A 14,838-nucleotide genomic window follows, 5' to 3' on the forward strand; every position below is an offset into this window, starting at 1 on the left:
TGACACCATGATGAATGAGGAGGCGCTCGGATGGGTCATCCGCACGCGCGATCCTGAATTTGCCGATTGGGAAGCCTTCACCGCATGGCTGGAGGCCGATCCGGCGCATGCGCCCGCCTATGACGCGCTGATGGCGGCCGATGCCGATCTGGCGGAGATCGTTCCGGCCGATCCGGTCACCATCCCCATGCCCGCCAATGACGCAGGGCCGCGAGGGTGGAAACCGCTGCGATGGCTGGCTGGCGGCGCGGTCGCGGCGGCTCTGGCCGGGGTGGTTTCCGTCGGCCTTCTCAATCGCCCGGACATCTACACTGTGGCCACCCGCCCCGGCGAGACGCGCAGCATCGCGCTGGACGACGGCACCCGCGTCGATCTGAACGGCGGCACGACCATGCGCTTCGACCGGCACGACCCCCGCTTCGCGGCGCTCGACAGCGGGGAGGCCGCCTTCACCGTCCGGCATGACGCCGCAAACCCCTTTCGCGTGACCGTGGGCGATGCGGTGTTCCAGGATGCGGGCACCGTCTTCAACATCGTCCATAGCGGCAAGGCGACCCGCATCGGCGTGTCCGAAGGCGAGGTCATCTACAATCCGAAGGCGGAGGCCATCGCCCTGCCCGCGGGCCGCGCCCTGACGGACGATGAAAACGGCCTGCGCGTCATGGATATCGCGCCCGATGCCGTCGCAAGCTGGCGCCAGGGCCGCCTGACCTATGCCAATGCCCCGGTGACGCAGATCAGCGCCGACATCGCCCGATCGCTGGGGGTGCGGCTCAGCGCCACGCCGGGCGCGGGCGCGACGCGCTTTACCGGCACGATCCGCCTGGACCGCGATGCCGCGCGTTTCTTTGGCCAGGCCGCGCCGCTGATGGGGCTTAGCGCCGTCAGGCAGGGCGACGGATGGCTGTTGAAGGAGGGGGATGGCCCGCCACGCTGACGTCCTTTTCGTCGCCGCCCTCGCCACCATGGCCGCTTCGCCTGGGCAAGCGGCGGAAAGACAGCGCATCAGCATCGCCCCCGGACGACTGGGCGAGGCGGCGATAGCGCTCGGCCGCCAGACGGGCGCCAGCATCGGCATGTCGGACCAGTCGCTCGCCGGGATCGCCACCCCCGCCGTCCAGGGCCGCATGTCGGTGGAAGGCGCGCTCAGGCGGTTGCTCAAGGGCAGCGGCGCCAGCATCCGGCGGATCGGTGACGGCACGTTCCGGATCGTGCGGGAACGGGCGGGGCATGATCGGCCCCGCATCGCCGCCGCCTTCCCCGCGATGGAGGTCGAGCAGGAACCGGCGGAGATCATCGTCACCGCCTCCAAACGTGACACGCCGCTCCCCCGCTATGCCGGGATGGTCGAGGTGGTGGGCGACGACGCCTTTACCGCTGGCGAGGCGGCGGGCGGCACCGCCAGCCTGATCTTCCGCGTGGCCAGCCTCAGTTCCACCCATGCCGGTGCGGGACGGAACAAGCTGTTCATCCGCGCCATGGCGGACTCCGGCGTGGCCGGTCCGACGCAGGCGACGACAGGCCAATATCTGGGCGACATGCGCCTGAACTATGCCGCGCCCGACCCCGACCTCAAACTCTACGACATGCAGGGCGTGGAGGTTCTGGAAGGACCGCAGGGCACGCTCTACGGCGCGGGGTCGCTGGGCGGGATCGTGCGGATGATCCCCAACGCGCCCAATCTGGTGCGGTTTGGCGGGCAGGCGTCCGCCGGGTTCAGCGCGACCCGGCATGGCGATCCAGGCGGCGATCTGGCCGCGACAGTGAACCTGCCCATCGTCCCGGAGAAGATCGCCCTGCGCGTCGTCGGCTATGGCGTGCAGGACGGCGGCTATATCGACAATGTCGATGTCCTGCGCCGCAAGGACGACGTCAACCGCACCCGCACCTATGGCGGGCGGGCGGCGCTGCGCTTCGCTCCGGACGAGAACTGGACCATCGATCTCTCCGGCGTGTACCAGCGGATCAAGGCAGACGACGCCCAATATGCCGCCAAGCTGATCGGCGACCTGGACCGCGCCTCCGCCGTGGCCCAGCCCTATTCCTCCGACTACGCGCTCGCCAATATCCGGGTGGAGCGGCAATGGGACGATCTGCGCTTCCTGTCCTCCACCGGCTTCGTGCGCAACATCCTGTCTGAAAGCTATGACGCCACGCAGCAGAGCGACTCCCCGGCACTGTTCCGGCAACGCAACAAGGTCAGCATCTTCTCCACCGAAAACCGCATCGTCCGCGATCTGGACAATGGCCTGGGCTGGATATTGGGCGCATCCTATCTGGAAAGCACGTCGGACATCCAGCGGACGCTGACATCCTATGGCACGGCCCTCATCCAGGCGGAGGTCATTCCCGGCGTGCCGATGTACGGGCGCGGCATGCCCGCGACATCGACCGGGGTCCGCAACCGCATCCGCGAGGCGACGCTCTTCGGCGAAGCCTCCATCGAACCCATCCCCCGCCTGATCGCCACGGTCGGCGGGCGCCTGACCAACAGCCGCCTCACCGGCGAGGCGCTCGACCCCATCGCTTTCCTGTCCATCGCCGCCCTCGCCAGGGCGGAGGCGCAAGCAAACCGGAACGAGACGATCTTCCTCCCCTCCTTCTCGCTGCTGACCGACGCCTTGCCGGGCATGACGCTCTACGCCCGCTTCCAGCAGGGCTTCCGCCCCGGCGGCCTGGCGGTGGACGACCAGCATATCCAGCGCTTCCGCAACGACCGCGCCTCCACCCTGGAATGGGGCTTTCGCAAGGGCGTGCCGGGCGTCGACGCCGTCGCGCTCACCGGCAATGTCGCCTATACCAGGTGGAAGGACATCCAGGCCGACGTCACCGACCGGATCGGCCTTCCCACCACCGCCAATATCGGCGACGGACGCATCTATACGGTGGAGGGGCGCGTCGCCATCCGCCCCTTGCCCCGCCTGACGCTGGACGGCAGCGTCATCTACAATGACAGCCGCCTCAACCGCCCCACGCCGTTCGTGCGGCTGTTGTCCTATGAGGGGCAGTCGCTGACCCTGCCCAATGTCGCCAATTGGGGCGGGCGCATCGGCTTCGACTATCGCGCGCCCGTGGGCGGGGACATGCGGTTCCACCTCAGCGGATCGGCCCGCTATGTCGGCAAGTCGCGCCTCGGCGTCGGGCCGATATTGGGCCGGGAACAGGGCGATTATGTCGACACCGCGATCAGCGCCAGCCTGACGCGGGGGCAGGTGCAATGGTCGCTGTCGCTGTCCAACCTGCTCGACAGCAGCGGCAACCGCTTCTCGCTCGGCACGCCATTCGACCTGCGCGGCGATTATGTGACGCCGCTGCGTCCGCGCACCGTCCGGCTGGGGCTGGATTTCGCCTTCTGAATTTTTTATCTGACGGATCAGGCGTTTCGACGCCGTCTCCCGCGCATGGCGCTCATCGAAAAGGGCGCATGCAGAGGAGACATCATGCGCAATTTACTGGCCTGCACGGCCATCGCTTCCGTTCTGGCCGCCGTGGCGGTGGCCGATGCGGCGGCGGAAACCACCATCGGTTCCGCCACCACCACCGCCGTCAAGACATCCACCGCAGCGAACGGATCGCCCGATGACGTAACGGTCAGCTCCGCAGGCTCGATCACGCTGACCGGCGGCACCGCCATCACCCAGGACAGCGACAACAAGGTGAGCAATGCCGGCACGCTGAAGATTTCCGGCGCGGACGGCGCGACCGGCATCTTGTCGAGCGCGGGCGCCACCGGCACCATCACGCACAGCGGCACCATCACGCTGGACGAAGATTATACCGCCACCGACAGCGACAATGACGGCGACATCGACGGCCCCTTCGCCAAGGGCGCGAACCGCAACGGCATATGGGTCCAGTCCGGCACTGCGCATGCGGGCAATATCGACAGCAGCGGCACCATCACCATCGAAGGCAATCAATCCGCGGGCATCCGCGTGGACGGGCCGCTGGCGGGCAATCTGTCGACCAGCGGCTCCACCAGCGTGGTCGGCGACAATGGCTATGGCGTGGTGGCGAACGCGGTCACCGGCAATGTGACGATCCGTGGGACGACCGCCGTGGCGGGCGCGAACAGCGTCGGCGTGGCGCTTCAGGGCGACGTCACGGGCGCGGTCAAGATCCAGGGCACCGTCACCAGCACCGGCTATCGCACCACGTCCCGTCCCAGCGACGTGACGAAACTGGACGCGGACGATCTGCTGCAAGGCGGGTCGGCCGTGACCATCGCGGGCAATGTGACCGGCGGCGTGATCTTCGACATTCCGCCCACGCTGGACAGCACCAAGCCCGATGTCGACAATGACGGGCTTGCCGACGCCAGCGAAGGGTCCGCCAACATCATCGCCTATGGCTCCGCCGCCGCCGTGCGGATCGGATCGGCCACCAGCGACACGACCATCGGCGCGGTCGCGGCGGACAGCTCCGGCTATGGCCTGATCGTCAGGGGTTCGATTGCGGGCTACGGCGTCTACAACGGCGTGAACGCCAACGGCCTGGTCGTCGGCGGTCTGGGCGGCGACGTGACCCTGACGAAGGGCATGTCGATCGCCGGATCGGTCGGCGCGGTGTCCCATGACAGCAATGCGACGGCCGTCCGCCTGGGCAGCGGCGCGAGCGCGGACACCATCCAGGTCAGCGGCACCGTCAGCGCGACCGGTTCCAACCTTGCCTCCACATCGGCCCGTGCGCTGGTGATCGACGCGGGCGCCGTGAGCCGCGCCATCATCAACAGCGGCACCATTTCCGCCACCGCCCTCAGCAGCAAGGATGGCGCGGCCACCGCCATTCTCGATTCCTCCGGCACTGTGTCGGCCCTGACCAACATGGGCGCCATCTCGGCATCCGGCGGCAAGAGCGGATCGAACGTCGCCATAGATCTCACCGCCAACAGCAGCGGCGTGACATTGACCCAATCGCTCGCCTCCGCAACCGCCGCCGCGCCAAGGATCACCGGCGACGTGCGCCTGGGGTCGGGCAATGATGTCGTGACTGTCTCCGCAGGCAGCATCGCGGGCAATGTCGATCTGGGCGCGGGCAGCAACAGCCTGACGCTGTCCGGCTCCTCCACCCTGACGGGGAATGTGGCGCTGGGCGGCAACGGCTCCAGCCTTGGCCTGGCGGGAAGCTCCCAGATCAATGGCGGGGTGGATTTCGGCGGCAACGCCTCGACGCTGACCCTCTCCGGCACCGCATCGCTCAACGGGGCGATCAACAACGCGGCCAACACCGCCGTCGTCGTGAATGGCGGCACGCTCAACGCCAGCAACAAGGGCACGGTCGCGCTGGCATCGCTGGCGGTCGGCGGCTCCTCCGTCATCGGCGTGACCATCGACACGGCCAACGGCGCCAACACGCTCTACAATGTCGCCGGAGCCGCCACCTTCTCCAGCGGCGCGCAGGTCAAGGCGACGCTGAGCAGCGTCGTCGGGTCGGAGGGCGACTATGTCATCGTCCGCGCCGGATCGCTGAGCGGCGCGCCCGCCCTCTCCAGCACGACGCTGATCCCCTTCATGTTCAAGGGCGCGATAGCGGGCAACGCCTCGACGGGGGAAGTCACGCTGTCGATCGCCGCCAAGACGGTGTCCGAACTGGGCCTCACCGGTTCGCAGGCGCGGGCCTATGACGCGATCTTCCACGCGCTGGACAAGGACAGCGCCTTCGCGGGCGCCTATCTGGCCATCACCGACGGCGACACGCTGAAGGCCAATCTGCAACAGATGCTGCCCGACCATGCGGGCGGCTCGTTCGAGGCGGTGACGGCCGGTTCGCGCGCGACCGCTCGCATCCTGGCCGATCCGGGCGGCATCTACCGCACGGACGACGGACGTCTGGGCTTCTGGCTGCAACAGGTGGCGTTCGGCAGTTCCAAGAGCGTGGGCGACACCGCATCCTATGACATCAACGGCTGGGGCGCGAGTTTCGGCGCGGAATATCTGACGGGGATCGGCGCCTTCGGCGGATCGTTCGCCTATATTCACGGCAGCGATACTTCGGGCACCACCGACAATGCCGTGGATTCGGATCAGTTCGAACTGGCGGCGCACTGGCGCGGCGATTGGGGGCCGCTCCAGACCTATGCCCGCCTGTCGGCGGCCCACATCAAATTCGACGGCAGCCGCCATTTCGAAAGCGGCGATGTCGTGCGCACCGCCAACGGCAACTGGACCGGCAAGCTCGTCTCCGCGACGGCGGGCGGCTCCTATGAGATGCGCTTCAATCGCTTCTCCCTGCGCCCGGCGGCGAGCATCGATTATTTTCGCCTGAAGGAAGACGGCTATGGCGAAACCGGCGGCGGCGATGCGTTCAATCTGATCGTCGACGGACGCACCAGCGATGAACTGACCGCCAGCGGCAATGTGACCGTCGGCTATGATTTCGGCAGCCTGGACCGTCAGGACGGCTGGATGCGGTTCGAACTGGAGGGCGGACGCCGCCAGATCATCGGCGGCTCGCTGGGCGACACCACCGCGCATTTCACGGGCGGCAATGATTTCACCCTGATCGCGGACAAGCGCACCAGCGGCTGGACCGGGCGCGCGCGCCTGATCGGCGGCACCGAAAGCTTCCGCGTCGGCGGCGAATTCGGCGCGGAGGAGCAACAAAATCACGTCGCCATCTCGTTGCGGGCGACGGTTAGCTTCATCCTGTGACGTCTAGGCAGCGTGGACAAATTCAAGACTCGCCGGACAGGGGGATTTGGGGTGGAAGGCGGACATTCAATTTCCGTTCGCCCTGAGCCTGTCGAAGGGTCATGCTGAGCGAAGGCGAAGCGTAGGGGCCTCGCTCCGCTCAGCCTGAACGGATATCTCACGTCAGCAACTGGCCATTTCCCGTCATTCCGAATTTGTCCACGCGGCCCAGGCTCTGAATTGGCGGTCCGGTCCCACAGACCCTCCCGGCCCGCCAGTCGGCCATGACATAAACCGGCACCCACCGGGTCATGGCCACAATGGAAGGGGCGCTGCCTTCCCCCGGCAGCGCCCCTTTTTCTTATCTGCGATCAGCGCCGCGCCGGGGCGGGCGCTTCAAGGCGGGCCGACGCCACGATCTGCCGAAAGCCAGCGACGTCGCGGTCGAAATAGAGAATGGCCGGCGCGTCGAAAGTCACCAGATACAGCCTGCCCTTGACGATGGCGCCCACCGCCTCGCCGCTGCGCGACACATCCTCCATCTGCTTGCGGAAGCTGTAGGAAAAGCGCACGCCCTTTTCGCCCAGAAAGGACGCAGGCTCGACATGGGTCATGGAAAAGAGCGTGGTGCCAAGCGCGATGCGATAGCTATTTTCCAGCAGCGCCGGAATGTCGGTCAGCAACATGGTGGATGAAAAACGCGGCAGCGGCCTGGTCTTCCTGCTCACCTCCCGAAACAGGGTGCGGCCGGTTTCGATGCTATAGAAATTGACGCCGTTCAGATCGTCGCCGTCCAGCGTCCAGCTTTCCGAATTGCGGCCGGGGCGGGCCGACAGACGGTTCCATTCCCGCTCCGGCGTGACGGTCAGCGTCGATTTGGCGACGGCGACGGACGTGCCCGCCCGCATCAAGGCGTTGCCCGCCATCAGCGGCTGGGCCGAAAGGGCCGCGCAGATCACGGCCAGCAAAGGTGCCATTCGTATCGCCATGAGGAAATCCTATTCGCCGGTCATCGTCTGGAGCATGGAAATATCGGCTGCCTGCGGACGCAGCCGGATGTAATTTTTGAGCGCGGCCGCACCTTCGGCCTGCTGACGGTTGCGCATCAGGCACAGGCCCAATCCGCGCCAGCCCTCCGCCAGTTCCGGGTCGGCCGCGAGCGCCGACCGGTAGAAATCGGCCGCCGCGACCAGATCGCGCGGATTGCCGCGCTGCCGATACAGTTCGGCCCGCGCGAACAGCAGGGGCGCGGTCCAATGCTCCCCCGCCAGCGAGGAAAGCAGATATTCGGTCCCGCCGAAATCGTTGAGCTTCAACTGGTCGGACAGAAATTCCGGCAACCATTGGGCGAGCGCCGCCGCATAGCTTTCCGCTCCCTCCGGCCTGGCAGGGGCATCGGCGGACAGGGTAGCCAGATAGGTTGCGCGGTCGAGCGGGGTCGGATGGGTCGAGAAAAAGGCGACCCGGTCATAGCGCCGGCTGCGCTGCTTGCGCCCCAGCGCCGTCGCATCCGCCTCATCCATCAGGCGCTGCCAGACATGCGCCGCCGCCTGCGCCGAAAAAGGGGACTGGATCGCATATTGGAGGGAGAGGAGATCGGCCTGCTTTTCCTGATCGCGGCTGAACTGGTAGTAGGAACCGACGGCCGCCTGCTGCACGGTCGCGCCATATTCGCCCAGAAACGCCGCCCAGGCGGCAATGTCCGTCGCGGACCGTTGCCTGCGGAAGCCCGCAAGGCTGTGCCGCAGTTCGAAATGCGCGAATTCATGGCCCAATATGGCCGCCAGTTCCGCTTCGCTCCGCACGCGCAGCAGCAGCCCGCTCCAAACCTGCATCGTCCCGTTGGGCGACATATTGGCGTTGAAAGCCGCGACCCGGACCAGATAGATGCGCACGCCCCGGCAGCGGTCCTGCCCCACCGCCCGGCAGAGGACACTGGCGACATAGGATTGCAGCGCCGGATCATCGATGACGAATTTGGAATCGCGCAATTCCCGCTCATCCTCATCGGCCCACATCCAGAGGCCACGCTCATCCGTGCCCTGCGGCTGATAGGCCGGGCTATAGGGCGGGAGAGCCGCTGGCGCAGGCGCGGCGGACGCCGATACCGGCAGAACCAGCAACAGGGCCAAAGCCAGCCCCAGAAGCGGAATGACCCGCAGCAAGGCGCGCATCACTGGGCCGCAGCGGCAAGGTCGACGGCGCTGCCCGGAAAATCCTCCAGCAACTGCGCCACGCGGCGGCGAGCGCCCTCCATGGTCCGGACGTCCCCGCCCATTTGCAGGTCCGCGTTCAGCCACAACAAATCGCCGCTGTTCAGGTCCACCAGACCCGCAAAGCCCTTATGCTGGCCGGAGGCGATGCCGACGCCGCCCATCGCCGCGAAGACCTGAAAAATCTTGCGCCCGGTCGAACCGAACTGGTCCTCGGTGAAGATGAACAGGCCATAGCGCGCGCCGGAATGGGCAGCGAGCGCCGACACGCCGGGGCCAAGCGTCCAGTCGAACGCCGCGCCCTCGCGCTTCTTGGTGGGCAGGCGGTTGCCGGGGAAAAACTGGAATTCGATCACCGATTGCGCGACGATAGCGAACAGCGACTGATATTCGGCCAGGCTTTCCGCCTGCCGCCCCACGACATCGACCGAACCGACAATCTCATTGCCCAGCCGCTGCTGCGCTTCCGCCAGCGCCAGGTCCAGATTGTCGCGCGCCTGCTGCGTCCAGTCGGCATTGGGTTCGAACATGCCCGCGGTCGACTGGCTGCCGGCGGTTACCTTCGGCCTGAACAGCAATATCTTGGTCGAATTGGGATCAAGCGCGAAACCCTGCCGGACAGCGGATTTCTCCTGCGCCATGGCGGCGGGCGACAGGCAGCCCAGCAGCAGGCAAAAAATAGCATAGCCGAGCGCGTAACGCATGAATTTCCCCCCTGCACACAGCCGAGTCCCCCGACTCATCGCTGTTGTTCAAAGGCTTAACCACGCGACCGCTTCACGTACAGGGGGGAAGGATGCCTGCCGGAGCAGACATCCTCCATCATGGATTCAATCAGGCCAATGCCTTCTTGACCAGTTCATTGACGACCTGCGGATTGGCCTTGCCCTGCATGGCCTTCATCGTCTGGCCGACGAAGAAGCCGAACAGCGCTTCCTTGCCCGCCTTATACTGCTCGACCTTGTCGCCATTGTCGGCCAGCACCTTGGCCACCGCCGCTTCGATGGCGCCGGTGTCGCTGGTCTGCTTCAGCCCCTTTTCCTCGACGATCCGCGGCGCGCGCGCGCCGGTCTCGAGCATGATCTCGAACACCTGCTTGGCGATGGTGCCGCTGATCGTGCCGTCCGCGACCAGAGCCAGCAGCTCCGCGCCCTCCTCAGGCCCCACCGGGCTGGATTCCAGGCTCTTGCCCAGCCGGTTCAGCGCGCCGTAAAGCTCCGACAGCAACCAGTTGGCCGAAGCCTTGGCGACCTCGCTCTCGCTCTTCTTCTGGATGCGAGCGCCCTCGGCCAACAACGCCTCGAACCAGCGGGCGGTATCCGCGTCGGCAGTCAGCGTCGCGGCGTTATAGGCGCTCAGGCCCAGTTCCTGCTCGTAACGGCGACGCTTGGCGTCGGGCAGTTCGGGCAGCGACCGGCGGCATTCCTCCAGAAACGCATCGTCCAGTTCCAGCGGCAACAGGTCCGGATCGGGGAAATAGCGATAGTCATGCGCGTCTTCCTTCGACCGCATGGACCGCGTCTCATTCCTGTCCGGATCATAGAGGCGGGTTTCCTGCACGATCTTGCCGCCTGCCTCCAGCACGTCGACCTGCCGGTTGGCCTCATGCTCGACCACGGCCATGACGAAGCGGACCGAGTTGACGTTCTTCGTCTCCGTGCGCGTGCCGAATTCCTCGCCCGGCTTGCGCACGGACACGTTGACGTCGGCGCGCATCGAACCCTGGTCCATATTGCCGTCGCACGAACCGACATAGCGCAGGATCGACCGCAGCTTCGACAGATAGGCCCCGGCCTCGGCAGGCGAACGCATGTCGGGCTTCGACACGATTTCCATCAGCGCCACGCCGGAACGGTTCAGGTCGACATAGGAGCGCGTCGGATGCTGGTCATGCATCAGCTTGCCCGCATCCTGCTCGACATGGATGCGCTCGATGCCGATGGTCTTGACCTGCGCGTCGGGATTCTTGTCGTCCAGGCTGATCTCGATCGCGCCCTCGCCCACCAGCGGGTGGTAGAGCTGGCTGATCTGATAGCCCTGCGGCAAATCCGCGTAGAAGTAGTTTTTCCGGTCGAAACGCGACCATTTGTTGATCTGCGCCTCGATCGCCATGCCGGTGCGCACCGCCTGACGGATGCATTCGCGGTTCGGCACGGGCAGCATGCCGGGCATGGCCGCGTCGACCAGCGACACCTGCGTATTCGGCTCCGCGCCGAAAGCGGTGGCCGCGCCGGAAAAGAGCTTCGCCTCGCTCGTCACCTGCGCATGGACCTCCAGGCCGATCACGACCTCCCACTCGCCGGTTGCGCCCTGAATGCGATAGGTTGATTCAGTCATATCACCACCACTTGTCCGGCCGGGCCGCAAAGCCCGCACGTTCTTCTATCGCAAGCCCCGCATTCAACACGGTCTGCTCGTCCAGCGCCCTGCCGATGATCTGGAGCCCCAGAGGCAGCCCCTGCGCGTCCAGCCCACCCGGCACCGCCATGGCAGGCAGCCCCGCCAACGAAGCCGGAACCGTGAAGACATCGTTCAGATACATGGCCAGCGGATCGGCCTGCTTCTCCCCCAACGCGAAGGAGGCACTTGGCGCAGTCGGCGTCAGCAGCAGGTCGCACTTCTCGAAAGCCTGCTCGAAATCCCGCGCAATCAACGCCCGGACCTTCTGCGCCTGCGTATAATAGGCATCGTAGAAACCCGCCGACAGCACATAGGTGCCGATCATGATGCGACGCTTGACCTCCGGCCCGAAACCGGCGGCGCGGGTCGCGGCATACATGTCCTGCAACCCCGCCCCTTCGGGCAGATCGCGCTGGCCGTAACGCACGCCGTCATAGCGGGCGAGGTTCGACGAAGCCTCCGCCGGGGCGATGATATAATAGGTCGGCAACGCATATTTGGTGTGCGGCAGCGACACGTCCACCACCTCGGCGCCCGCATCCTTCAACCACGCGATGCCGCGATCCCACAAGGCCGCGATCTCGGCATTCAGCCCATCAGGCCGATATTCCCTGGGAATGCCGACCTTCTTGCCCTTGAGATCGCTCGACAAACCGGCTTCCCACTGCGGCACCGCCAGATCGAGCGAAGTCGAATCCTTGGGATCGAATCCCGCCATCGTTTCCAGCAGGATCGCATTGTCGCGCACCGTCCGCGCCATCGGCCCGGCCTGGTCGAGCGAGCTTGCGAACGCCACGATCCCCCAGCGCGAACAGCGCCCATAGGTCGGCTTGATCCCGGAAATGCCGGTGAAGGCCGCGGGCTGGCGGATCGATCCGCCCGTATCCGTACCGGTCGCCGCCGGGCACAGCCGCGCCGCGATGGCCGAAGAGGAACCGCCCGACGAACCGCCGGGAGCCAAAGCGGCATTATCCCCACCACCACGCCGCCACGGCGAAATCACATTGCCGAAATAGCTCGTCTCATTGGACGACCCCATGGCGAACTGGTCAAGGTTGAGCTTGCCCAACATCCCTGCCCCGGCCGCCCACAACTTGCCCGAAACGGTGGACTCATAGGTCGGCGTGAACCCCTCCAGCATGTGGCTTGCGGCGGTCGTCTGCACGCCTTCGGTGCAGAACAGATCCTTCATGCCGATGGGCACGCCCGAAAGCGGCTTCAGCGGCTCCCCCGCGGCCTTCGCCCTGTCGGCGGCATCGGCCGCCTCCAGCGCCTTTTCCGGCGTCTCCACGATGAAGGCGTTCAGCGCCTTGGCCGCAGCGACATTCGCATTGAACGCCTCCGCCACCTCACGCGCCGAAAAATCGCCAGCACGAAAGCCGTCGCGAATTTCCGCGACCGTCAGATCAGTAAGCTCGGTCATTATTCGATCACCTTCGGCACCGCGAAGAAGCCATGCTCGGCCTGCGGCGCATTGGCCAGCACCTTGTCGCGGACATTGCCGTCGGTGACGGCGTCCTCGCGCAGGCGCTGGTGATTGGGGATGACGGCGGTCATCGGCTCGACGCCGGTCACGTCCACCTCCCCCAGTTGCTCCACCCAGCCAAGGATGTTGTTGAGTTCGGGCACCATCGCCTCCGCTTCGGCGTCCGTCACCGAAATGCGCGAAAGGCTGGCGATCTTTTTCACGGTCTGAAGGTCTATCGACATGGCCCCGCCGCTACCACCCGGCCACGCCCGCTTCAAGTCCCGATCCTCCCAGACCTTGCGCACGCCCGTCGCTTACGCCAGACAGAAACAGTCCCTCATTGTGGAGAGCATCTCTTGGCCCGCAAGTTCCTCTATGTCGTAGCCGGCCTGATCGTGCTGGTGATCGCGGCATTGCTGGCCTATCGCATCTGGGGGATGCAGATGATCCGCGCCGTGATGGTCCCGCGGGAAGCCTTCGCCCAAATTCCGCCCCTGCCCGCCAACGCCTATGCCGATGCGAAGATGTGGATTGCCCGTCCCGACATCGTCAGGGACAATCCCGCCCTCTGGACCCCCGAAGGCGTGAAGGACGGCCCCACCCCGGAAAAAGCTACCCCGGAAAAGGCTGCCCCGGAAAAGGCGGCGGTTTTCTTCATCCATCCGACATCCTACATCACCACGCTGGGCAACGCGCATTGGAACATGCGCCTGGACGACCGGGAGGCGCTCGCCACCGCCCGGCGCTTCGTGAAGAACCAGGCCAGCGCCTTCAACGCGGTCGGCCCCATTTGGGCGCCCCGCTATCGCCAGGCCAATTACGGGGCCTTCCTGACCGACAAGCCCGCCGCCGAACAGTCGCTCGCCGCCGCCTATCGCGACGTCACGCAGGCCTTCGCCGCCTTCCTGAAAGCCAATCCGGACGGGCCGCTCATCCTTGCCGCGCACAGCCAGGGGTCGCTCCATCTGCTCAGGCTGCTGCGCGAACAGGTTTCCGGCAAACCCGTCGCCGGACGCATAGCGGCGGTCTACGCCGTGGGCTGGCCGATCTCGGTAGAGGCGGACCTCCCTGCCCTCGGCCTTCCCGCCTGTGCGCGGCGGGACCAGGCGAACTGCATCATAAGCTGGCAAAGCTATGCCGAACCGGCTGATCCCTCCGCCGTGATCGAAAGTTTCGAACGCAAGCCCAGCTTCACCGGCAAGCCGCACAAGGGCACGCATATGCTCTGCACCAATCCGATCACCGGCGCGTTCAACGGCGCGGCCCCGGCCATCGCCAATCGCGGCACGCTGGACGCCCGCGATGCCGACAAGCCGACCCGGCTCGTCCCCGGCATCGTCCCCGCCCGCTGCGACACCAGCGGCGTGCTGATGATCGGGGATCCGGTGGACATGGGGCCGTTCACGCTTCCGGGCAATAATTATCACGTCTATGACTATGCCCTGTTCTGGGCCGATGTGCGCGAAGACGCGAAGCAGCGGCTCGCCGCCTTTCTGAAGAAATAAGCATGTTCATCCTCACCGCCGACCGCGCGGAATTCCGCGAAGCATTGCCCCATGGCGGCCGCCTGATCGGGCTGGACGTCGGCACCAAGACCATCGGCCTCGCGCTGTGCGACGCGGGCTGGTCCATCGCCAGCCCCGCCCATACCGTATCGCGTGGCAAGTTCAGCAAGGACAAGATCGCGCTGGCCGCCTTCATGGAACAGCAGCAGGTAAAGGGCGTGGTCATTGGCCTGCCATTGAACCTGGACGGCAGCGAAAGCCCGCGCAGCCAGGCCAGCCGCGCCTTCGGCCGCAATATCGCGGACTTGGGCCTGCCCATCCTGCTCTGGGACGAACGCTGGTCGACGCAGGCGGTGACGCGCACCCTGCTGGAAGCCGACGCCAGCCGCGCACGGCGGGAGGAACTGGTCGACAAACTCGCCGCCAGCTACATATTGCAAGGCGCGATAGACGGCCTGATGGCAGGCTTTTAGAATTCGTGCTCCTGCGAAGGCAGGATCCCAGTTCAGACGCTGAACCCAGCCAAGGCGGACTCGCCGAACTGAGTGATTTGGGTGGAGAGCGGACGTTCAGTTTTCCGTTCGGGCTGAGGGCGAACGGATATCTAATGTCCTGGATTGCCC

The 14,838-nt window shown here is 66.0% G+C and carries 11 protein-coding genes; 5 read left to right on the forward strand and 6 right to left on the reverse strand.

Going from position 1 to position 14,838, the window contains the following annotated elements:
- The first annotated feature begins 7 nt into the window (after positions 1-7).
- From NUH86_RS07060 to NUH86_RS07070, 3 genes are all read left to right on the forward strand, one after another.
- Entirely contained in the window at positions 8-937 is a 930-nt protein-coding gene (locus NUH86_RS07060; protein ID WP_267252049.1) for a FecR family protein, read from the forward strand.
- Complete coding sequence (locus NUH86_RS07065; RefSeq protein ID WP_267251768.1) at positions 921-3,356, forward strand: TonB-dependent receptor domain-containing protein; 2,436 nt, start codon at positions 921-923, stop codon at positions 3,354-3,356. The genes NUH86_RS07060 and NUH86_RS07065 overlap by 17 nt, the downstream gene beginning before the upstream one ends.
- Positions 3,357-3,440: 84 nt before the next feature.
- Positions 3,441-6,650: an autotransporter outer membrane beta-barrel domain-containing protein gene (locus NUH86_RS07070; RefSeq protein WP_267251769.1), complete on the forward strand. Its 3,210-nt coding sequence runs from the start codon at positions 3,441-3,443 to the stop codon at positions 6,648-6,650.
- A 350-nt stretch (positions 6,651-7,000) separates the two neighbouring features.
- On the opposite strand, the gene NUH86_RS07075 is transcribed toward NUH86_RS07070, so the two are convergent.
- From NUH86_RS07075 to gatC, 6 genes are all read right to left on the reverse strand, one after another.
- Positions 7,001-7,618: a hypothetical protein gene (locus tag NUH86_RS07075; RefSeq protein WP_267251770.1), complete on the reverse strand. Its 618-nt coding sequence runs from the start codon at positions 7,616-7,618 to the stop codon at positions 7,001-7,003.
- Positions 7,619-7,627: 9 nt separating this feature from the next.
- A complete protein-coding gene (locus NUH86_RS07080) occupies positions 7,628-8,803 on the reverse strand; it encodes a M48 family metallopeptidase (protein ID WP_267251771.1) in 1,176 nt (391 codons plus the stop codon).
- Positions 8,803-9,546 (reverse strand): hypothetical protein, encoded by a 744-nt coding sequence (locus NUH86_RS07085; protein ID WP_267251772.1) that lies wholly within the window; start codon positions 9,544-9,546, stop codon positions 8,803-8,805. Before NUH86_RS07085 ends, NUH86_RS07080 begins: the two co-directional genes overlap by 1 nt.
- Positions 9,547-9,676: 130 nt before the next feature.
- Positions 9,677-11,179: an Asp-tRNA(Asn)/Glu-tRNA(Gln) amidotransferase subunit GatB gene (gene gatB, locus NUH86_RS07090; RefSeq protein ID WP_267251773.1), complete on the reverse strand. Its 1,503-nt coding sequence runs from the start codon at positions 11,177-11,179 to the stop codon at positions 9,677-9,679.
- Position 11,180: 1 nt separating this feature from the next.
- Entirely contained in the window at positions 11,181-12,665 is a 1,485-nt protein-coding gene (gene gatA, locus NUH86_RS07095; RefSeq protein WP_267251774.1) for an Asp-tRNA(Asn)/Glu-tRNA(Gln) amidotransferase subunit GatA, read from the reverse strand.
- Positions 12,665-12,952: an Asp-tRNA(Asn)/Glu-tRNA(Gln) amidotransferase subunit GatC gene (gene gatC / locus NUH86_RS07100; protein ID WP_037463058.1), complete on the reverse strand. Its 288-nt coding sequence runs from the start codon at positions 12,950-12,952 to the stop codon at positions 12,665-12,667. Before gatC ends, gatA begins: the two co-directional genes overlap by 1 nt.
- A gap of 114 nt (positions 12,953-13,066) precedes the next feature.
- Here gatC and NUH86_RS07105 point away from each other — a divergent pair, with 114 nt between their 5' ends.
- Positions 13,067-14,215 carry a DUF3089 domain-containing protein gene (locus NUH86_RS07105; protein WP_267251775.1) on the forward strand — a complete coding sequence of 383 codons (1,149 nt, stop codon included), beginning with the start codon at positions 13,067-13,069 and terminating at the stop codon, positions 14,213-14,215.
- Between the two features lie 2 nt (positions 14,216-14,217).
- Entirely contained in the window at positions 14,218-14,688 is a 471-nt protein-coding gene (gene ruvX / locus NUH86_RS07110; RefSeq protein WP_416365346.1) for a Holliday junction resolvase RuvX, read from the forward strand.
- The last annotated feature ends 150 nt before the right edge of the window (positions 14,689-14,838 follow it).

The sequence above is a fragment of the Sphingobium sp. JS3065 genome (assembly GCF_026427355.1).
Taxonomy (GTDB): domain Bacteria; phylum Pseudomonadota; class Alphaproteobacteria; order Sphingomonadales; family Sphingomonadaceae; genus Sphingobium.

Coding starts and splice junctions, on each gene's coding strand:
- NUH86_RS07060 (WP_267252049.1), top strand. CDS start 8: ATGATGAATGAGGAGGCGCTCGGATGGGTCATCCGCACGCGCGATCCT.
- NUH86_RS07065 (WP_267251768.1), top strand. CDS start 921: ATGGCCCGCCACGCTGACGTCCTTTTCGTCGCCGCCCTCGCCACCATG.
- NUH86_RS07070 (WP_267251769.1), top strand. CDS start 3,441: ATGCGCAATTTACTGGCCTGCACGGCCATCGCTTCCGTTCTGGCCGCC.
- NUH86_RS07075 (WP_267251770.1), bottom strand. CDS start 7,618: ATGGCGATACGAATGGCACCTTTGCTGGCCGTGATCTGCGCGGCCCTT.
- NUH86_RS07080 (WP_267251771.1), bottom strand. CDS start 8,803: ATGCGCGCCTTGCTGCGGGTCATTCCGCTTCTGGGGCTGGCTTTGGCC.
- NUH86_RS07085 (WP_267251772.1), bottom strand. CDS start 9,546: ATGCGTTACGCGCTCGGCTATGCTATTTTTTGCCTGCTGCTGGGCTGC.
- gatB (WP_267251773.1), bottom strand. CDS start 11,179: ATGACTGAATCAACCTATCGCATTCAGGGCGCAACCGGCGAGTGGGAG.
- gatA (WP_267251774.1), bottom strand. CDS start 12,665: ATGACCGAGCTTACTGATCTGACGGTCGCGGAAATTCGCGACGGCTTT.
- gatC (WP_037463058.1), bottom strand. CDS start 12,952: ATGTCGATAGACCTTCAGACCGTGAAAAAGATCGCCAGCCTTTCGCGC.
- ruvX (WP_416365346.1), top strand. CDS start 14,218: ATGTTCATCCTCACCGCCGACCGCGCGGAATTCCGCGAAGCATTGCCC.